Origin of the sequence: Glutamicibacter sp. V16R2B1 (assembly GCF_005774635.1) — a bacterium.
GTDB lineage: Bacteria > Actinomycetota > Actinomycetes > Actinomycetales > Micrococcaceae > Glutamicibacter > Glutamicibacter creatinolyticus.
This window is the reverse complement of sequence record NZ_VATX01000015.1, coordinates 234337-253452: the sequence shown is the minus strand read 5'-3', so window position 1 is coordinate 253452 and position 19116 is coordinate 234337. Positions and strand designations below refer to the sequence as shown.

Sequence of the window (19116 nt, the reverse complement as noted above, 5' to 3'; positions counted from 1 at the left end):
TAGGGTGATTTCATGTCCACCCTTCAACAACTGAGCCTGTGCCCGCCCCAACGGCAGGATGTGCCGGAACTGCACCGCATCTTTGCCGACCCCCGGGTGTGGAGCCATGCGCCGGCCAAACGCCATGCCAACGTGGAGAAGACCGTGGCCATGGTGGAGGCCTGGCGGTGTTGCTGGCGGCGTGAGGGGTTGGGCCCCTGGGTGATTCGGGCCGCCGGTTCCCGGCAGATCATTGGCTATGGCGGCTGTTCGCTTACCCGCAAGTCCTTCTGGAACCTGGGGTACCGGTTCGCGGTGTCCGCCCAGGGGCAGGGCTTCGCCACGCAGGTGGCGCGCCAGGCCGTGGGCCAGGCGAACCGGCACCGCCCCGAGGCCCCGGTGGTCGCCTCCCTGCTGGAACACAATGCGGCCTCGGCACGGGTTGCCCAGAAACTGGGATTCACCCTGGCCTACCGCGGTCCCGACCGGGGCAACCCGGATGCACAGGCCATCCGGCTCATTTATGCGGACCGGGCACTGGAGGGCCACCAGCTCGAGCTGATGGTGGGCTGAGCTCCCGCCCCGCCCCAGCCGGCTGGCTGCAGGGGGGCAAAAACGACGCCGGGGTGCCAGAACCAATGGTCCTGGCACTCCGGCGTCGTGCTCACCGGAGCCCCGAGCTTGAAAACAGGGTCCCGGTGAAGAACTAGGCGTGCTGGCGGATGGCCGCTTCCAGCACGTCGAAGCCGTCGGTGAGCAGTTCGTCGCTGATCACCAGCGGCGGCAGCAGGCGGATGACGTTGCCGTAGGTGCCGCAGGTCAGGATCAGCACACCGTCCTCCAGGCACTGGGCGGCGACCTTCTTGGTCAGCTCCGCGTCCGGCTCCTTGCCGCCGGGCTTGACGAATTCGATGGCCACCATGGCCCCGCGGCCGCGCACGTCACCCACGGCCGGGACATCCTTCTGCAGCGCGGTGAAGCGCTCGAAGAACTGGGATTCGATTTCGCGGGCACGGCCGGGCAGGTCCTGCTCGTCCATGAACTTGATGCTCTCCAGGGCCGCGGCCACGGCGACCGGGTTGCCGCCGTAGGTGCCGCCCAGTCCACCGCCGTGCACGGAGTCCAGCAGTTCGGCGCGGCCCACCACACCGGACAGCGGCATGCCCCCGGCGATGCCCTTGGCCACGGTCACCAGGTCTGGTTCGATGCCCTCGATGTCGGAGGCGAACCAGGCGCCGGAGCGGGCGAAGCCGGCCTGGACTTCGTCGGCGATGAACACGATGCCGTTTTCCTTGGCCCATTCGGCGACCCGCGGCAGGAAGCCGGTGGCCGGAACGATGAAGCCGCCCTCACCCTGGATCGGTTCAATGATGATCGCGGCGATCTGGTCCCCGCCGATCTGCTTTTCCATGGCCAGGATGGCGCGCTCGGCCGCTTCCTTGCCGGAGATGTTCGGGTTTTCCTCACGGTACGGGTAGCTCATCGGCATCCGGTAGATTTCCGGGGCCAGCGGGCCGAAGCCGCGCTTGTAGGGGGCGGCCTTGGCGGTGAGGCCCATGGTGAGGTTGGTGCGTCCATGGTAGGCGTGGTCGAAGGCCACCACGGCCTGGCGCCCGGTGGCCACACGGGCCACCTTGATGGCGTTCTCCACGGCCTCGGCGCCGGAGTTGAAGAACACGGCCCGCTTTTCGAACTCCCCCGGGGTGATGGCCACCAGCTTTTCGGCCAGTTCAATGTAGTTCTCGTACGGGGCCACCATGAAGCAGGTGTGGGTGAAGCGCGCGGCCTGCTCGGCCACCGCCTTGGCCACCGCCTGGTTGGAGGCACCCACGGTGGTCACTGCGATGCCCGACCCGAGGTCGATGAGCTGGTTGCCATCAACGTCAACGATGATGCCGCCGTCAACATCGGCGGCGTAGACCGGAAGAGTGGAGGCAACACCGGCGGCCACGGACTTCTGGCGGCGGGCGGTCAGCTCCTGGGACTTCGGACCTGGGAATGCACCGTTTACCTTGCGCTTCTGTTCGATACGGTATGAGACGTCCACAGCAAGCTCCTTTCCTCAAATGGGGGCCGGGCCTGGATCCTGCCGGCCCTAAGTCTGTCGTACTCATAGCAGGATATGACGCGGTTTCGGCGCGGCCAACCGCCGTGGCACAGGCGCGCGAACCAGTATTTGTGCAGCTGCACAGACAAGGGCGCGGCAGTGGAGAATCGCTTCCCCACCGCCGCGCCCCGAGGTGTTCTGGCAGCCCCGGCTACAGCTGGGTCGGTGCCTCGATCAGGTCATCTTCCGGATCATCGGGTACATCCGGGTGACGTGACAGGTTGATCAGTGCCAGCACCAGCCCTCCCCAGATGGTGAGCATGGCGATGATCATGAAGACAATGGCAATTCCAGTCATGGCTAGTACCTCTTCACAGTGGTGTCGGGCAGTTCCTCATCGAGGACCTTGGCCTTGTGCTGTTCGAATTCCGGGTCGTTGAGCTTCGAGCCACGACTCCAGGGAATCAGCGAGAGCAGCACCGCGAAGACGATCAGCGCTCCGGCCATGCCCCAGCCAAAGATCCCGTTGAACCACGCCGGGTAGCCGGAGTACTGTTCGCCGATCTTGCTCTGCAGCTCGTTGAGCAGCATGTAACCCAGCGCTGCCGGGCCAACGCCGCCGACCAGGACCATCCACCCGGTGCCCAGCTTGATGGAGCTGTGGCGGTTCAGGTGCTTGGCCAGCTTCGGCAGGGCCCCCAGTCCGGCGCCGACCACGATCACGGTGACCAGGGCGCAGGCCAGGATGCCGAACTGGTTGACGAAGGCATCGAGCGTATCCAGCAGGTACAGCGAGGTGGTGGTGGAGAACAGGGCCAGGGAGATCAGCCCGATCGGCACGGTGACGATCAGGGTCGCCGCCTTGCGGTTCCATCCCAGCTTGTCCTGGAACGCCGCGACAATTACCTCAAGGATTGAGATCAATGAGGTCAGGCCAGCGAAGACCAGCGAGCCGAAGAACAGCACGCCCAGCAGGGCCCCGAGCGGAGCCTGCGAGACGATGGTCGGGAACGCGATGAACGCCAGCCCGATGCCGCCGCTGACCACGTCGCCGACTGCGGCCCCGGTGTTGTGGGCCATGAAGCCCAGGGCGGCGAACACGCCGATGCCGGCCAGGATCTCAAAGCCCGAGTTGGCGAAGGCCACCACGTAGCCCGAGCCGGTCAGGTCGGTCTTGCGGCGCAGGTAGGAGGAGTAGGTGACCATGATGCCAAAGGCCACCGACAGGGAGAAGAAGATGTGGCCGAACGCCGCCGCCCACACCGCCGGGTTCATCAAGGCCTCCCAGTTCGGGGTGAAGAACGCGTTCAGGCCGTCCATGGCGCCGGGCAGGAAGACCGACTGAACCACCAGCAGCACGAACATCACGATCAGCAGCGGCATGAAGACCACGTTCGCACGGGCAATGCCCTTGTTCACACCGGCCACCATGATGATGATGGTCACCGCCCATACGGCCAGGATCGGGAAGAAGACGCGGGAAACAATGTCGAAGGATACCCCGACGTTATCGGCCACGTTCAGGAACTCGCCCATGAAGAAGCCTTCGGCGTCATCGCCCCACGCCTTGCTCAGCGAGAACCAGGCGTACATGGCCGCCCAGCCGATGATCGCGGCGTAGTAGATGGCAATGATGAAGCAGATCAGCACCTGCCACCAGCCCAGCACTTCGGCCTTGCGGTTCAGGCGGCGGTAGGCCAGCGGGGCGGAGCCGCGGAAGCGGTGACCGACCGAGTAGTCAAGGAACAGCAACGGGATGCCGGCACACAGGATCGCCACCAGGTAGGGGATCAAGAATGCGCCGCCACCGTTTTCGTAGGCAACGTAGGGGAAACGCCAGATGTTTCCCAGACCGACAGCGGAGCCGATGGCGGACAGGATGAACAACTTGCGCGAGGAGAAGACCTCGCGTTGTCCTGTCGCCTTGCGGGCGCCTCGTACTGAAGATGGAGTGTTCATGTGATTAACCTAACCTAGAACAACTAGCATATGTGTGAAATGGCTGTTTTAGTTCCTTGTCAAGGGGTTTTCCCCATCGCGGCTGCGCATAATTCAGAGCCTAAACTTTAAGCATGGCAATCACCCTTGGAGCCCTGCTTGAGCATGACGAGCTTGATTTGCGCCCGCTCAATGACTTTTCGAAAACCCGCGAGACATCCATCACGTGGGCCGCGATCACCGAGCTGCTGGACCCTTCGGAGTTCCTCACCGGCGAGGAGATCGTGCTGACCACCGGGGTGCGCCAGAAGACCACCGCAAGCCAGCGCGAGTTCGTGCGCCTGCTGGCCGAGAACGGGGTGATTGCCCTGGGGTACGGGACGGGGCTGGGGCACAAGAACGTGCCGCACAGCATCCTGAAGGCGGCCGCCGAGGTCAACCTGCCGGTCTTCGAGGTCCCGTACCAGACCCCCTTCGCGGCAATCACCAAGCTGATTGCCGAGGAACTGAACCGCTTCCACCTGCAGCAGCTGCAGCAGCTGCTGAACTCCCACCAGCGGCTGACCCGCACGCTGCTCTCCTCCAGCCTGGACAGCATGCTCGGCGAGCTGGCGAACATGCTGGGCACCGACGTGGCGGTCTCCCTGTACGGCACCCAAATCTACGGTCCGGACTTCCGCACGGGCACCTGGCACCAGCTGCCGATCGCCACCGGAATGCGCGACCAGGGGGCGTTGTACCTGGCCGAACCCTATGAGCACGATGCGCTGGTGGAGTACGCCCAGTCCCTGATTGGCCTGGAGCTGGCCAACAAGGCGCGGCTGCTTGAATCCCACCGGTTGGGCAACGGGCAGATCCTGGCCGATCTGGTGGCCGGCACGCTGGATGGCAGCGAGGCCGCCGACCGGCTGCGGGCGCTGGGCCTGGACCGGCAGCGCAACCACGTGGCCATCCTCATCCAGGCCGTCTCCGCGGCGTCGGTGCTGCCGAGCCTGCCGTTGCCCCCGCTGCTAGAGCAACAGGTCACCTCGATGATCGATGACCGTTTGGCGATGCTGCTCCCCCAGGAGCTGGCCGCGCAGGCGGTAACGCTGATCAGCGAGTACCTGGAGAAGGCCGGGATTCAGGCGTCCATTGGCTACGGCGGCAGCTATCCGGGGGCGCGCGGGGTGCGGTGGAGCTACTTTGAGGCACTGGAGGCGTTGCGCCACGGGGAACGGGTTAATGCCCCGGCCAAGCTGTCGCTGACCTCCCTGCTGCTCACCGCCAAGGACGTGCCCATCCACGATCTGGCTGCCGAGGCGCTGGGGCCGCTGCAGAAATTCGACCGGACCAACCGCGGCGAACTGGTGACCACGCTGCGCGAGTACTTCAAGCTGGACGGTTCGGTCGGCGCCGTGGCCGAGTCGCTGGGATTGCACCGCAACACGGTGCGCTACCGGCTGCAGCAGATCACCGAGCTCTCCGGCTACGACCCGACGGTCACCGGCGACCGGGTGCAGCTGTGGATCGCATTAATCGCCCTGGAACTGGCCTGAGCGAGCGCCGCCCCGGTTCCCTGCCGGGGGCCGTGAGTCGATAGGATATTGACATGGCTGACATGTTCATTGAGAAGTTCCGTTCCCTGGTTCCCAAGTATCTGGATGACGCCTGGAGCCAGAGTGACGGGTTGAGCGCTGCGGAACTGGGTGGGGCACTGGAGGAGTCACGGGTGCAGATCCCCCAGGTGCTGGAGGAGTTCTACCGTTCGCTGGGTAACTGCGAGGACTTCATGGAGGCCTACCACTACTTCTTCGACCCTGAGGAGCTGGAGGTGGAGGACGGCTACCTCTTGTTCCTGGAGGACGAGGAGGAAAAATTCGTCTGGGGCTTCAAGGTCAACCAGCTCGACGTGCCCGATCCGATTGTTTACCGCCGCAACAACGCGCGCGGCAACTGGACCAGTGAGGAAGGAACGTTCAGCGAGTTCACGCTGGACATGTTCACCTGGGTGTTCGAGGAGCTCAGCGCGGAATTGGAGAATTAGTGCTGCACCATTCCCACGCCCCGGCCGGGTACCAGTGCCCGTTTTGCGAGCTGCTCAATGACCTGCCGTTCAGCGAGGGGAACCTATGCGCTCCCACCGACATGATCTACCAGACGCGTCACGCGGCGGCGATCATGGCCTGTGACGGGTTCGGCAAATACGGCGGACACGTGATGATCATCCCCACCGCCCACCTTGAATCCCTCTATGACCTTGATGATGAGGTCGGCGCGGCGATTATGCGTGAGACCCGGCGGATTGCCCTGGCCATGAAACTGGCCTGGGCTCCGGAGGGAACCAGCACCCGGCAGCACAATGAGCCCGCTGGCAACCAGCACGTGTGGCACTATCACCAGCACGTCTTTGCCCGTTATTCAGATGACATGCTCTATCGCCAGCTGCGCCACCGGGTGCCGGTGGCGGACCGGGCCGAAAAGGCCGAGCAGCTGCGTGCCGCGGTGTTCTCCGAGCGCCACCCCTTCGCCCTGACCGAGGCGGAGTTGCGGCGGGTTCCCTAGTCCTGGTCTGCACGTAGGACGAGCACCTGACGACCTTTCGGGCACCTTTTTGGCTCGCGCAGCACACGAGCGGCAGCGAATGGCTGCGTCGCCGGCGTTCGAAGGTGCAATGATCGAGCTGTCGCTCTTGCAGCCTAAACCTTAGTCTCACCCGAACCTTCAGCAGACTCGGAGTTCTTCTGCGAGTGTCAGTTGAAGTAAAGAATCGACTGATACTGCGGCCTGTAACCGATGTACTGCTCCCCCTTGCAATACCGCTGAATACTGACCGTGTAGCCCTTATTTCGCAGGTGCTTCGCCCGAGCATTGGTTTCCGCTTGGCAAACCTGCAAGTTGTTGTACCACCGAGTTTGGGTGTCCGCTTGGGCGGCAGGAGCCAGGGCCACCATCCCGGCGGTCAGGCAGAGCGCCGTCGCGCCAGTGGTTAACATCTTCTTGATTTTCAACACCGCTCGATCTCCTTACGCACATCATTTCGCTTTTAGTACACACTAATTACTTTCTGCACTTCGTCAACCCTTTGCAAGCTTTTAACACACTAGGTATTTAACTGCCTAGGTAGGTTCTGTAACCTGCTTGTATTTAGCCAAGCGTCAAGACCCGCAGAGAACAGCAACAGCAATCCGGGGAAGGGTAGCTGAGGGAAGGGATATATAATCCGAAGGCATCGCGAATCTTTTTGTCCTACTTTGGTCTTCGCGTCATCCGTTGAACGCATTGCACCGATCACGATCCCTGGGTGAGTGAACCAGGGACCGCAACTTGTTTTTCTGCAGCCCCTCGATATCGGTTCTGCAAAGGAACCGAGCTCACAGCAGCTGCATCAGGAAAACCGACATAGACGGCGTTATCACTTACCTATGGCACAACACTGCGGCATGACAAAGGATCGGCCGGCCCCCGCATGGGAGCTGGCCGATCCTTTTTGAAGTCTGTTGGTCTGCACCCTCAAGGGCGCTTCAACGCTCAGGCCTCGCGGGTGACCACGGCGTCAGCGAAGGCGATCAACGCGTGCTTCACGGTGCCTTCGGGCAGCGGCTCCAGAACCTTGATGGCATCATCAGCCCACTGGCGGGCCACTTCCCAGGCCTGGCGGGTTGCCGGGTGTGCTCCGACGGCCGCAACGGCCTGGGCCAGCGCCTCGTCACTGCTCAAATCACCGTCAACAAGCTCCAGGGCCGCGATTGCATCCTGGTCCCCGTGTGCCGCGGCTTCACGCAGCTTCAGCACCGGCAGGGTGGGAACTTCTTCGCGCAGGTCGGTCCCCGGAGTCTTACCCGAGTTGCCGCTGGTGGCGACCAGGTCGATCACGTCGTCGGCCACCTGGAAGGCCACGCCTACCTTTTCGCCGTATTCGCGCAGGATCGCCACATATTCCGGGCGCTGGCCGAAACGGGCACCAAAGGCGCCGGAGGTTGCCAGCAGGGAGGCGGTCTTGTCGCTGATGACCTGCAGGTGGTGGGCGATCGGGTCGTCCCCCTCGCGCGGGCCAATCCATTCGTGCAGCTGTCCCAGGCAGAGGCGCTCAAAGGTGCGTGACTGCCAGGTGACCGCTTCCGGGCCCAGCTCGGCACCGAGCACCGACGCACGGGCAAAGATCAGGTCACCGGCCAGAATGGCAACTGAGTTGCCCCACACCTCGTGGGCGGTCGGGGCGCCGCGGCGCATCGGGGCCGAATCCATGACGTCATCGTGGTAAAGCGTGGCCAGGTGGGTCAGTTCCACCACGGCGGCCGCCTTAATGACATCGTCGTCGATTCCCTCGCCCAGCAGCGCGGTCAGCAGCACCAGCAGCGGGCGCACCCGCTTGCCGCCGGCTTCCACGAGGTGTCGGGAGGAGGCGTCGATCAGCGGATCGGAGTTGGCGATTGCGTCGCGCAGCAGCTTCTCGACCTTGGCCAGCCCGGTGGAGACGGCCGGGCCGAACTCCGGGTCCTCGGCAATCGGGGCGAAACCTGCTGGAAGATTGATGGTCGCGGCCAGTGCCGCGGTTTCCGGATTCAGCTCTATCGAGTTCGGAACCTCATGCCCGGCTGCGGTCCAGTTGCTTTTCGAATCAGTCACTGTTTTACGGCTTACTTATCTTTCAACGGGTTTGGTTATCGTCCCAGGAGGACTCCTCGGCAGCGCACCGCTTCCGAAACTTCTATCACTCTAGCCGATGTGGCCCTCCTCTTTCTCTTTGCGGTGCTGTTATCTTCGCCGTGGGCCAGAGGCCACAAGGCACAGCGGTACACGGCACACCCTTACCGCCCCCACCTAGTGGGCAGGACAACTCCGGCGCACGGGCGCACTGGGCCGGAGCGTGACTGCGGCCACCAGCACAGCCTCACCGCGCGCTTTCGGCGGTAGGCTTAGCCGTATCATGTCTGCCGATTTGCCTGTCGCCTCCCCTGCCTTCGTGCAGCAGGAGCTGCCTGTTCTTGCCAGTGTGACCTTTAGTTTCGACCACACCGATCCGTCCTTTGTGCTCGACGCATTGCGTCACCGAGCCCTGGTGTGGACCCGGCAGGGTGACGGCCTGGTGGGCCTGGGGGCGGTGGCCCGTCTGCATACCCAGGGGGCTGAACGCTTCGCCGACGCACGGCAGTGGTTTACCGACCTCGTGCAGCGCGCCACCGTCATCGATCCAATCAACCAGCCCGGCAGCGGGCCGGTGGCCTTCGGCGCGTTCGCATTCTCGTATACCAGCAACTACCGTTCCCGGCTGGTGATCCCGGAGGTGGTCCTGGGCAAGGACGGAGCGCTTTCGTGGATCACCATCACCAGCGACACCCTGGACACCGAGCAGCTCACCTACGATTACGCCCTGGCCCGGTGCCAGGAGCTGCTGGACGAGGCGGCCTACACCGGCGCCCCGCACGGCACGATCAGCCTGCAGCCCGGAGACCTGACCGCAGGCTCCTACCTGAAGGCGGTCACCCAGGCGCTGAAGGTGTTGGAGGGTGACGAGATTTCCAAGCTCGTGCTTTCCCGGGACGTGATTGCCCACAGCAGCGGCGGCATCGATTTGGCGCAGGTTGTCCGGGAGCTGGTTGGCGGCTATGACAACTGCTGGACCTACTCGGTGGACGGGCTGGTGGGTGCCACCCCGGAAATGCTGGTGCGCGTCACCAACGGCACCGCCGAAGCGCGGGTCCTGGCCGGCACCCTGGACCGGGCCACGGCTCCGGTCGGGGAAGCAGGCTACCCACAGCGAGTCCTGCTGAGTGACCCGAAGCAGCGTGTGGAGCACCAGTTGGCCATCGACTCGCTGACCCTGGCGCTGGATCCGATTTCCCACGGCATGCAGGCCCCCGAGGAACCGTTCATCCTGGAATTGCCCAATGTCTGGCACCTGGCAAGTGATGTCAGCGCCGAGCTGCGCCCCGGCTCTGATGGCCGGTTCCCCACCGCACTTGATATCGCCGAGATTTTCCATCCCACCGCTGCGGTGTGCGGCACCCCCACAAGGCTTGCCGGGAAGGTGCTGCGCGAACTGGAGGGGCTGGACCGCGGCCCCTATGCGGGACCGGTGGGCTGGATCGATTCGCGCGGCGACGGCGAATTTGGCATTGCCCTGCGCGGAGGCGTGCTGGAAGACGAAAGCAATATGCGCTTGTACGCCGGTTGCGGGATCGTCACCGGCTCGGATCCGGAGTCAGAACTGGCCGAATCGTGGGCCAAGATGCGGCCCATGCTGCAGGCCCTGCACGCCGAGCGCCAGTAAAATCCATGCCCCGGCTATCAAGCGGCCGGAGATGGGGCCCGACTGTGGTGGCTGCGCACCACACCCACCTCAGAGGTCGGGGCCGCACTAAAACAGCATTCACAGTCAAACTTTGAATCTTAACCTTTTGGCAGTTTCCCGCTGACAAGTCCTCGTGCCCAACGCTTCACCACGGCTGGGGAGGGATTAGGTGGGCAATGAGCAAGTAATGCTTATTCCCACGTGACACGGTGTGATGCGAATCTCAGGTGGGCCGCGTCATGGTTATGATTATCAGGACGCCTGTAACTCGCATCACCTGAAAGTAGGTCCCGTTCCATGCGCACCTTCAAGAAGAACGTACTATCCACTCTCGCCATCGGATCAGCAGCGCTCATCGCCCTGACCGGCTGTGGCGGCTCCGACAACGGCAGCTCGGACACCGAGGGCAGTGGATTCACTCCCCGCACCGCTGGACAGTTGACGGTCTGCTCCGATGTTCCCTACGAACCGTTCGAATTCAAAAAGGACGGCGAGATCGTTGGCCTGGACATTGATATCGCCAACGAGATTGCTTCGGACATGGATTTGAAACTGAGCGTCATCACCGCAGGTTTCGACTCGATCGAGTCCGGCCTCTTCAAGACTCAGTGCGATATCGCGATGTCGTCGATTTCGATCACCGATGCGCGCAAGGCCAACATGGACTTCTCGGAACCTTACCTGGATGACGACCTGATGCTGGTCGCCCGTAAGGAGTCCGGGATCACCGATGTTGAATCCGCCAAGGGCAAGCGTGTCGCCGTTCAGCAGGCTACCACCGGTGAGAAATACGGCAAGGAACAAGGACTGGAAACCATCGGCTATGAAGACTCCGGTCTTCAGCTCCAGGCCTTGACCTCGAACAAGGCGGATGCGGCGCTGGGAAACCAGTCCGTATTGCGCTATGCGATCGCGGACAAGCCGGACTTTGAAGTCGTTCAAGAGATTCAGACCGGTGAAAAGCTTGGTGTTGCGGTGCCGAAGGACAGCGCCGAGCTGCTGGACAAGGTGAATTCCACTCTGGACCGGCTGAAGAGCTCGGGTGACCTGGACAAGATGACCGACAAGTGGTTGGGGCAGAAGTAGGAATCTTCTAAAGCGGTCTTCGCGAGGAGACCGCTTCCCACACTTCAATGATTTCGCGCGGCGCTTCAATCACAAGTTGGAGCGCCGCGCCCGACAACCATGAGGTTCTTCCATGGCTATGACCACAAGTCAACGGGCTCGTATCAGCAAGATCATTCAAATAGCGGTCTTCGTCGTTGTTCTCGCAGTACTTATCCTTGCTGCCGACTGGCCACAAATCCGAAGCTCGTTCTTCGCTTTCGAGAAGATTGGATCGATGTTCCCCGATCTCATCCTTGTCGGGCTGAAAAACACAATCTTCTACACCATTATTTCTTTTGCTTTCGGTCTAGTGCTGGGTTTGCTGTTGGCGCTCATGAAAATGGCGTCTTTTGCTCCCTACCGCTGGTTCGCCACCGGTTTCATCGAGTTCTTCCGCGGCGTTCCGGCAATCCTCGTGCTTCTCGCATTCGGCTTCGGCGTTCCTGTCGCCTTTCCGGAATCAAACTGGCCGCAACCGGTAAACATCATGGTCGCGTTGGGTTTGGTGTCGGCCGCATACATTGCCGAAACGTTGCGTGCAGGCCTGCAAGCCGTTCCCAAGGGACAAACTGAAGCAGCAAGGTCGTTGGGGATGCCAGCTTGGCGAGCCATGGTGACCATCGTCATTCCCCAGGCTTTTCGAATCGTGCTGCCGCCGCTGACCAATGAAGTCATTCTTCTGACCAAGGACTCCTCTTTGGCGTTTATTTTGGGCATGAGCTTGACTCAATACGAGATTACAAAATTTGGTCGCGAGGGAATTACCGCCTTGGGAGCGGGCATTACTCCGCTAATCGTGGCAGGTGCCTTCTATCTGGTCATCACCATTCCATTGAGCCTGATCGCGCGTCGTTTTGAGGGTTCCTCCGCCCGGCAAAAGCGCTAGGAGAAAGCATCATGAGTACATCTACGACAGAACAAAAGTTTGAAGCAGCGGGCGCGAACATCACCGGTTTGCGCAAGTCTTATGGCAACAATGAAGTGCTCAAAGGGATCGACTTGAACCTCGAACCGGGAGAGGTGGTCTGCCTGATCGGCCCCTCCGGTTCGGGTAAGTCGACTCTCCTGCGCTGCGTCAACCTACTGGAAAAGCCGAACGGCGGCACCATTCATGTCGGCGGTTTCGAGGCTACGGATCCTGATGTGGATCTGGACAGGATGCGCCGACATGTCGGCATGGTTTTCCAGCAGTTCAATCTCTTCCCCCACCTGACCGTGTTGGAGAACTGCACCGTTGCCCAGATCAAGGTCGCAAAACGGCCCAAGAGCGAGGCAAAGAGGATTGCTCAATCCAATCTCGACCGGGTGGGACTAGGTGATTTTGGCAGCCGCTATCCGGATCAGTTGTCAGGCGGGCAACAGCAACGCGTCGCCATTGCCCGCGCGTTGTCCATGGAACCGCGGCTGATGCTCTTCGATGAGCCCACAAGCGCACTGGACCCCGAAACGGTGGGCGAGGTCTTGGCGATTATGAAGTCACTGGCCAAGGGTGGCATGACCATGCTGGTGGTCACCCACGAAATGACGTTTGCCAAGGAAGTGGCCGACCGCGTGGTGTTCATGGACGACGGGGTGGTGGTTGAGGAGGGCAAGGCAGCCGACGTGATCGGCAACCCGCAACAGCCGCGCACCCAGGACTTCCTGCGCCGGGTCCTGGATCCCACCCACGTTGATATCTAGGCCGGAACCCAGCAGCCCAAGCAGAAATAAGACACCGCGCACCCTTGGGTGCGCGGTGTCTTTGTGCCATGGCCTGAGCAGGCTGGGCTACCGTTCGGGCCAGGGCAGCGCACCGACGGCTTCAGCCCACTGCACGGACTGGGCGCGGACCTGCTCGCGCGGGGCGCGTACTTCGATCAGCCGCACCCCGGCCCGTTGGGGTGCCGCCAACAGTTCCTCCAGCTCGCCGGAATTTTGCGGGCAGTAGTACTTCCATCCGTAGGCCTGGGCGAGGGCGTCGAGTCGGGCCGTGTGCGGGGTGGCGAACAGGCGTTCCACCGCTTGCCCGTACCGCCCCGATTCGTGGACCGCCCCGTGTTCCAGCGTGGAGAAGATCGCCCCGCCGGCATCGTTGTACACCACCACGTCCAGGGTGGGTCGCGGTTCATCGGGGGCCAGCAGCAGGGCCGAGGCCTCGTGCAGGAAGGTGATGTCCCCCAGCACGGCACGGGTCGGCTGGCCGCTGGCGATGGCCAGGCCCAAGGCGGTGGAGATGCTCCCGTCAATGCCGGCCAGACCCCGGTTGGCGTACACCCGGGCTCCGGGCCGGTCGTCCCCGGCAGCGGCCAGGTCAAAGTCGCGCACGATGTTGGAGGAGCCGATGAACAACGGCCCCTGCCGGTGGCGCCACAACAGCTGGGCCAGCTGGTAGCCGTTGACATGCTTCGACGGCTGCAGGTCCCTTACTATGCGCTGTGCCTGCGCGTCCAGGTTCCGCCAGGCGTCCAGCCACCCCTTCGGGGCGGTGCCGGCGAACTCGATGAGCTGGGCGGGGTCTGCGACGAGCCGTTCGCGGCGCCGGCCCGGGGCGTACCAGGACACCGCCCGGGGCTGGTACAGGGCGCTGAGAATGTTGTGATTCGCCAGCAGGCGGGCCACCGGGCGGCTGAGCGTGGGGCGGCCAAAGAGCACCACCCGCTCGATCCGTTCCCCGGCCACGGCCAGCAGCAGCCGGTAATGGGTGATCAGCTGGGCCGAGAACCGTGCGTTCGAGGACGGTTCGGCCAACAGCGGCAGCCCCAGGGCCTGGGCGAAGGCCTGGGCTTCGGGGCCGGCGTCATGCCCGGCCAACACCACGGTGCGTCGTGCCGGCAGGGCGCCGGGCACCACCCAGCGCGGCAGGTCGGGCTGCTCCCCTGCCCAGCGCCCGGGCTGAATCTGCTGGGCCCACTGCTGTGCGCCTAAATCACTGTCCCGGGGCGGGGTGAGCGGGTCGCGGAACTGCAGGTTCAGCTGGACCGGGCCCGGCGCGCTCTTGCTTGTCCCGGCGAGCGCCCGCAGGGCTTGGTCTACCGCTGGTGTGGGCGAGGTTCCGGCCGGGACGTTCAGGTTCGCACGCACGTGCACGCCGAACAGTCCACGCTGGTCAGTGGTTTGGCTGGCGCCGGTGCCCTGCAGCTCCTCGGGACGGTCGGCGGAGAGGACCAGCAGCGCGGTGCCGGTGTGGTTGGCTTCCATGATGGCCGGCAGCAGTTGGCCCACGGCCGTGCCGGAGGTCATGGCAATCGCCACCGGGGCCCCGGAGGCCTGGGCCATGCCGAGTGCCAGGAAACCGGCGGAGCGTTCGTCGATGCGTACGTGGATGCGCAGTTTGCCGCTGGTCTCGGCCTCCGCTGCGGCGTAGGCCAGCGGGGCGCTGCGGGAACCCGGTGAGAGCACCAGGTCACGGATTCCCGCGCCGATCAGTGTGCGGAACACGTCCCGGGCGGTATCGATGGCGGTATTCGGCAGGGATTCACGGTGGTGCAGGTCCCTGTGTGACTCGTTGGCGGTGTGCGCCGTGCTTCGTTCAGCTCCCACCTGCCCCAGTCTAGTGGTTGCCCCGCCGGTCCCTGCCGCCTACCGCCTCCCGTTGCCCACTACTTGCCCGGTCCCCGGCCCTGGCCCTTGATGTCCTTGGTGCGCCGGTACACCTGCACGACGGTGGGTCGCGGGCCACGCATCTGGCCCTTCTTGGCCTTGCGACCGTCACTAACGTAGTCCGGGAACAGGGACTGGGGTTCGTTGTAGCTGCCGCCCTCCCCCGGGTGCTGGACCGAAACGAACACCGATTGATCGCTGTCGCGGATCAGCGGGCCGCAGGTCTCGGCGCCGGTCGGTACGGCCAGGAACTGTTCAACCCGCCCGCGTTGTTCACCATCCAGGGTGACCTTGTGCAGGGCATCGGAGTAGCCGATGGTGCTTGGCGCCCCGTCGGTGGAGATCCACAGGTTGCCCTGGGAGTCGAAGGCCAGGTTGTCCGGGCAGGAGATTGGGGAGACCTTGTCGGCCGGGTACCCGGAGAAGTAGGTGGAGGAATTGAACTTGGGATCCCCGGCCACCAGCAGGATGTTCCAGTTGAACTCGTTGGCGGTCGCGTCGGTGGGGTTCTCGGTGATCTCCAGTACGTGCCCGTCCCGGTTGCGCAGGCGCGGGCTGACCTCGGTGGCCCCCTCGGTGCCATGGTTGCCGCGTTCGGAGTTGTTGGTCAGGGCCACGTAGACCTTGCCGGTGACCGGGCTGGGTTCCACGTCCTCCGGGCGGTCCAGCTTGGTGGCGCCGAGCTTGTCAGCGGCCAGCCGGGTGTAGACCAGGACCTCGTCCAGGGCCATGCCCGGTACCTGGGAGGCCCCGTTGAGCACCAGCGGGACCCACGTCCCAGTGCCGTCAAAGGCTCCGTCGGTGGGCAGCGTTCCGGTGCCGTCGATTTCACGGGCCGGGGAATTGCCGTTGAAGGTGGCCACGTACAGATCCCCGTGGGACAGCAGCGTCATGTTGTGGGCGCGGTCCCCCTTGCGGTAGGTGTCGCGCGAGACGAACTTGTACAGGTATTCAAAGCGCGAGTCATCACCCGAGTAGGCGATGACCTTGCCGTTCTGTGCGATCCGCACGTTGGCGCCCTCGTGCTTGAACCGGCCCAGGCTGGTGTGCTTCACCGGGACCGAGTCCGGGTTTTGCGGATCAATTTCCACCACCCACCCGAAGCGGTTGGCCTCGTTCTCATAGCCGGGGTGGTGCAGCCCGAAGCGCGGTTCGCTCTCTTCCCAGCCGCGGCCGGTGGCCTTGGCCTTGATCCCGTACCGGGCTTCCTGCGCGGTGCCCCGGCCCCGGAAGTACTGGTCGAAGTTTTCCTCCCCGCTCAACACGGTTCCCCACGGGGTGGTGCCCCCGGCGCAGTTGTTCAGCGTTCCCAGCACCCGGGTTCCGGTATCGTCCTCACGGGTGCGCAGCAGCGGGCTGCCGGCGGCCGGGCCGGTCATGCGGAACTCGGTGTGCATGGTGATGCGCCGGTTGCGTTCGCCGCCCACGATGTAGTTCCAACGCCGGTCGTTCTTCTTGCGCTGCACTTCCACCACTGACATGCCGTGCGCGGCCAGCGCGACCCGACGGGCCTCGTCCTTGTTCGCCTCAAACCAAGCGGGCGGGAACATCATTTCCTCGTTCGTGTATTCGTGGTTGGCCACCAGCACCCCGCGATGTGATGAGTACTTGTCCACGATGATGTCCAGGTAGTCGCAGTTGTAGCCGAACTGTGCGGCCTGCGCCTTCGCCGAGGGTTTGGCCGGGTCCAGGGCCTGCTTGCGGGAGAACAACGGGTCACCCCAGCGGATGATCGGGTGCCAGTCATAGCCCTCAGGCACGCTCATGCCGTCCACCGAGCGGGACACCGGGGCGATGGCGGTGAAGGGCAGCGACCCGCGGGTTCCCTGGGCCGTCTGGGCGGCGCTGGCGGCCGGGGCGGAGAGCAGGGAGGGGCCCAGCACCACGGCCGCCGCGCCCACGGCGCCGAGCCCGAGCATGCTGCGCCGCGAGAGGGCAGCATCGGCGATGTCCTTGAAGTACTCGTTGTCCGAGGTGTTGGCCTGCGGCGCGGCGCACGCGTCACCGCACTTGTAATGGCAGGTGGCCGCCGAACGGTTGCCGCGGGTGTGACCTTGCATGGGAAGCAGCCGGCGCGAGGTTTGCATCAGGGATCACTTTCTGTGGTGGTGCTGCACGCCGCGAGCCCGGTGCCTGGGCTGGGGTGTGAAGCGGTGGCTCATCGTGCGCTGGGAAGGGCGCAAGAAGAGCGTGCCACCCGTGGGTGATCGCCGGGGAACCGGAAGGTTAACCTCAGGCCAACGGACGCTGTGCCAGGTCCTGCCCGGCCAGGATGGCGTAGCAGCTTTCCAGGCGCTGCATCCAGCGCTGCCGGCCTTCGGGTTCCACGCTGTAGTGCCGCAGCTTCTGCCGGCTGACGCCGGGGCGGCGCACCTGCAGGTAGCCGGCTTCGGCCAGCAGCGGCTGCTCGGTGACGTCATCCTTGTACAGGGTGCCGGTGGACAGCCCGCAGGCGTACTTCAGCTCCGGCAGGCTGGCGGCCAGTGCGGCGCCCTGGCCCAGCCCCACCGAGGTGTCCAGGGCGCTGGAGACGACCGCGTCCAGCCCGGCCTCGGCCACGATCTGCAGGGCCTGGCGGATGCCGCCCAGTGGCTGGGCCTTGATGACCATCAAGTCCGCCGCGCCCTTGCGGGAAACCTCCAACGGGTCGGTGTGCTTGCGCACCGATTCGTCGGCGGCGATCTTCAGGTCAATGTGCCGTGCGGCCAGGTCCTCGCGCAGCCGGGCCAGGTCATCGATGCCCGGTACCGGCTGTTCGGCGTATTCCAGGTCGTATTCGCTTAGCCGGGCCAGGGCGGCGACGGCCTGCTGGGCGGTCCATCCGGCGTTGGCGTCCACGCGCAGCGCCGCCTGCGGGTAGAGGCGCCGGGTTTCGGCGACCCGGGCAATGTCGTCCTGCAGGATTTGACCGCGTTCGGCGACCTTGATCTTGATGGTGTGCGGCGCATCGTACTGTTCCAGCACCCGGCCGACCTGTTCGGTGCTCACCGCCGGAAGGGTGGCGTTGACCGGGATGCGCTGCACCGTGGTCTCCGGGTAGGGCTGGTAGGCGGACTCGATGGCGGCGGCCAGCCAGCGGCTGGCTTCGGCCGGTTCGTACTCCAAGAAGGGGGAGAACTCTCCCCAGCCGGCCGGTCCCTGCAGTAGCAGGGCCTCACGTTCGACCACTGCCCGGAACTTCACGCGCAGCGGCAGGCGCACCACAAACGAGTTGGCTTTGAGTTCATCGAGGCTGGGCAGTTGGTTCTCCATGCCTACCAGCCTAGGACAATGTGTTCGGTATCGCGTATCGGGCGGGCTGTGGGGCGACTTGATGTGTGACAATCTGGAAACATGCGAGATTCCAGGCGAGTGAAAGGGCCGCGCCATCTGAAGTGGTGGTGGGCGCTGCTGCTGCTGGGCGTGGTGGGCTGCGTGGAGTACCTGTTCTTCGTTCGGCTGCGTCCGGGCCAGTGGGCCGATGAGGCCGCGTTCCTGGCCTGGGTGAACTGGTGGCCGCGCACCGGACTGGATTCGCCGGTGCGGGCGTTCTTGGATCTGCTGCCGGCCATGTGCGCGGTGATTGCGGTGCTGTTCCTGATCTATCGGGTGATCCGGGACCGAAGTTTCGTGCGGGCGGCGGTGGCCAGCCTGGCGGCGGTGGCGGCCGTGGGCAGCACCCAGCTGCTCAAGCATTTTGTCCTGGAGCGCCCGGACTTCAATTTCGGCACCGCCATGAACTCCTTCCCGTCCGGGCACACCACCACCGCCGCGGCGGCCATGGGGCTGATGTATGTGATCTCCCCTCCCCGGCTGCGCCCGGTCGTGGGGCCCTTCGCCTGGGGCTTTGCCACGATCACCGGGCTGGCGACCCTGATTTCCGGCTGGCACCGGCCCTCGGACATCGCCGCCGGGTTCGTGATGGCCGGGTGGTGGATGGTCATTGGCTGCGCCATCCTGCAGGCCCGCCAACCGCTGGCGGCAAAGGTGAAGAGCACCGCCTGGTCACGGAGGGCCGGTCTGCTCGCCCTGCTGGCCTGGGCGGCGGTCATCGCCCTGTCCTGGCTGCTGCCCCACCCGCACATCAAGCAGATCCCGGACCCGCTGCTGGTGCTCTATGCGGGGCTGGGGATCGCGCACATCGTGGCCAGTGCCCTGCTGAGCGGGCTGTGCCTGCGTTCGGTGGTGCTCGGCCCGGCCCGCCGGCGCTGAG

Annotated in this window: 17 protein-coding genes; 9 read left to right on the top strand and 8 right to left on the bottom strand. The window is 64.3% G+C overall.

Translation table 11 applies throughout. The features are described 5' to 3' along the window. Positions 1-12: 12 nt before the first annotated feature. Positions 13-552 (top strand): GNAT family N-acetyltransferase, encoded by a 540-nt coding sequence (locus tag FDN03_RS11210; protein WP_138177059.1) that lies wholly within the window; start codon positions 13-15, stop codon positions 550-552. Positions 553-685: 133 nt separating this feature from the next. On the opposite strand, the gene gabT is transcribed toward FDN03_RS11210, so the two are convergent. The 3 genes from gabT to FDN03_RS11195 all read right to left on the bottom strand — a co-directional run bounded on the left by gabT (position 686) and on the right by FDN03_RS11195 (position 3985). Then, positions 686-2026: a 4-aminobutyrate--2-oxoglutarate transaminase gene (gene gabT, locus FDN03_RS11205; protein WP_138177057.1), complete on the bottom strand. Its 1341-nt coding sequence runs from the start codon at positions 2024-2026 to the stop codon at positions 686-688. Between the two features lie 211 nt (positions 2027-2237). Then, positions 2238-2384: a methionine/alanine import family NSS transporter small subunit gene (locus tag FDN03_RS11200; RefSeq protein ID WP_138177054.1), complete on the bottom strand. Its 147-nt coding sequence runs from the start codon at positions 2382-2384 to the stop codon at positions 2238-2240. 2 nt (positions 2385-2386) lie between these two features. Then, a complete protein-coding gene (locus tag FDN03_RS11195) occupies positions 2387-3985 on the bottom strand; it encodes a sodium-dependent transporter (RefSeq protein WP_138177051.1) in 1599 nt (532 codons plus the stop codon). 113 nt (positions 3986-4098) lie between these two features. Between FDN03_RS11195 and FDN03_RS11190 the strand changes: the two genes are divergently transcribed. Genes FDN03_RS11190 through FDN03_RS11180 form a run of 3 tightly spaced genes read left to right on the top strand, consistent with a single transcriptional unit; the run spans position 4099 to position 6508 of the window. Further along, positions 4099-5502: a PucR family transcriptional regulator gene (locus tag FDN03_RS11190; RefSeq protein ID WP_138177048.1), complete on the top strand. Its 1404-nt coding sequence runs from the start codon at positions 4099-4101 to the stop codon at positions 5500-5502. A 53-nt stretch (positions 5503-5555) separates the two neighbouring features. Further along, positions 5556-5990 carry a hypothetical protein gene (locus FDN03_RS11185; RefSeq protein ID WP_138177045.1) on the top strand — a complete coding sequence of 145 codons (435 nt, stop codon included), beginning with the start codon at positions 5556-5558 and terminating at the stop codon, positions 5988-5990. Further along, positions 5990-6508 (top strand): HIT family protein, encoded by a 519-nt coding sequence (locus FDN03_RS11180; protein ID WP_171021225.1) that lies wholly within the window; start codon positions 5990-5992, stop codon positions 6506-6508. The genes FDN03_RS11185 and FDN03_RS11180 overlap by 1 nt, the downstream gene beginning before the upstream one ends. A gap of 188 nt (positions 6509-6696) precedes the next feature. Here the strand turns inward: FDN03_RS11180 and FDN03_RS11175 are convergent, their stop codons facing one another. Together FDN03_RS11175 and FDN03_RS11170 are read right to left on the bottom strand one after the other, a co-directional pair. Next, positions 6697-6957, bottom strand: a complete 261-nt coding sequence (locus tag FDN03_RS11175) for a hypothetical protein (protein WP_138177042.1) — start codon at positions 6955-6957, stop codon at positions 6697-6699. 517 nt (positions 6958-7474) lie between these two features. Next, on the bottom strand, positions 7475-8572 hold the full coding sequence (locus tag FDN03_RS11170) for a polyprenyl synthetase family protein (protein ID WP_138177039.1): 1098 nt from the start codon (positions 8570-8572) through the stop codon (positions 7475-7477). 301 nt (positions 8573-8873) lie between these two features. On the opposite strand from FDN03_RS11170, the gene FDN03_RS11165 reads away from it, so the two are divergent. From FDN03_RS11165 to FDN03_RS11150, 4 genes are all read left to right on the top strand, one after another. Then, complete coding sequence (locus FDN03_RS11165) at positions 8874-10217, top strand: isochorismate synthase (protein WP_138177035.1); 1344 nt, start codon at positions 8874-8876, stop codon at positions 10215-10217. A gap of 318 nt (positions 10218-10535) precedes the next feature. Then, positions 10536-11324, top strand: coding sequence for an ABC transporter substrate-binding protein (locus tag FDN03_RS11160; protein ID WP_138177032.1), 789 nt, complete (start codon positions 10536-10538; stop codon positions 11322-11324). A gap of 112 nt (positions 11325-11436) precedes the next feature. Then, positions 11437-12231 carry an amino acid ABC transporter permease gene (locus tag FDN03_RS11155; RefSeq protein ID WP_054821028.1) on the top strand — a complete coding sequence of 265 codons (795 nt, stop codon included), beginning with the start codon at positions 11437-11439 and terminating at the stop codon, positions 12229-12231. An 11-nt stretch (positions 12232-12242) separates the two neighbouring features. Then, positions 12243-13025, top strand: coding sequence for an amino acid ABC transporter ATP-binding protein (locus FDN03_RS11150; RefSeq protein ID WP_054821027.1), 783 nt, complete (start codon positions 12243-12245; stop codon positions 13023-13025). A gap of 87 nt (positions 13026-13112) precedes the next feature. On the opposite strand, the gene menD is transcribed toward FDN03_RS11150, so the two are convergent. The 3 genes from menD to FDN03_RS11135 form a co-directional block, all read right to left on the bottom strand. Then, positions 13113-14864 (bottom strand): 2-succinyl-5-enolpyruvyl-6-hydroxy-3-cyclohexene-1-carboxylic-acid synthase, encoded by a 1752-nt coding sequence (menD, locus tag FDN03_RS11145; RefSeq protein ID WP_171021224.1) that lies wholly within the window; start codon positions 14862-14864, stop codon positions 13113-13115. A 59-nt stretch (positions 14865-14923) separates the two neighbouring features. Continuing rightward, the gene (locus FDN03_RS11140; RefSeq protein ID WP_249354517.1) at positions 14924-16984 is read right to left on the bottom strand and encodes a PhoX family phosphatase; all 2061 of its coding nucleotides are present in this window, start codon (positions 16982-16984) and stop codon (positions 14924-14926) included. 172 nt (positions 16985-17156) lie between these two features. Next, entirely contained in the window at positions 17157-18176 is a 1020-nt protein-coding gene (locus tag FDN03_RS11135; RefSeq protein ID WP_138177023.1) for an o-succinylbenzoate synthase, read from the bottom strand. 99 nt (positions 18177-18275) lie between these two features. Between FDN03_RS11135 and FDN03_RS11130 the strand changes: the two genes are divergently transcribed. Continuing rightward, positions 18276-19115 carry a phosphatase PAP2 family protein gene (locus FDN03_RS11130; protein ID WP_171021223.1) on the top strand — a complete coding sequence of 280 codons (840 nt, stop codon included), beginning with the start codon at positions 18276-18278 and terminating at the stop codon, positions 19113-19115. Position 19116 lies beyond the last annotated feature (1 nt).

What these genes read in the sequence shown, in the direction of transcription:
- FDN03_RS11190 (WP_138177048.1), top strand. Translation starts at nt 4,099, where the DNA reads ATGGCAATCACCCTTGGAGCCCTGCTTGAGCATGACGAGCTTGATTTG.
- FDN03_RS11160 (WP_138177032.1), top strand. Translation starts at nt 10,536, where the DNA reads ATGCGCACCTTCAAGAAGAACGTACTATCCACTCTCGCCATCGGATCA.
- FDN03_RS11155 (WP_054821028.1), top strand. Translation starts at nt 11,437, where the DNA reads ATGGCTATGACCACAAGTCAACGGGCTCGTATCAGCAAGATCATTCAA.
- FDN03_RS11135 (WP_138177023.1), bottom strand. Translation starts at nt 18,176, where the DNA reads ATGGAGAACCAACTGCCCAGCCTCGATGAACTCAAAGCCAACTCGTTT.
- FDN03_RS11140 (WP_249354517.1), bottom strand. Translation starts at nt 16,984, where the DNA reads ATGCAAGGTCACACCCGCGGCAACCGTTCGGCGGCCACCTGCCATTAC.
- FDN03_RS11165 (WP_138177035.1), top strand. Translation starts at nt 8,874, where the DNA reads ATGTCTGCCGATTTGCCTGTCGCCTCCCCTGCCTTCGTGCAGCAGGAG.
- FDN03_RS11200 (WP_138177054.1), bottom strand. Translation starts at nt 2,384, where the DNA reads ATGACTGGAATTGCCATTGTCTTCATGATCATCGCCATGCTCACCATC.
- FDN03_RS11210 (WP_138177059.1), top strand. Translation starts at nt 13, where the DNA reads ATGTCCACCCTTCAACAACTGAGCCTGTGCCCGCCCCAACGGCAGGAT.
- FDN03_RS11150 (WP_054821027.1), top strand. Translation starts at nt 12,243, where the DNA reads ATGAGTACATCTACGACAGAACAAAAGTTTGAAGCAGCGGGCGCGAAC.
- FDN03_RS11185 (WP_138177045.1), top strand. Translation starts at nt 5,556, where the DNA reads ATGGCTGACATGTTCATTGAGAAGTTCCGTTCCCTGGTTCCCAAGTAT.
- FDN03_RS11195 (WP_138177051.1), bottom strand. Translation starts at nt 3,985, where the DNA reads ATGAACACTCCATCTTCAGTACGAGGCGCCCGCAAGGCGACAGGACAA.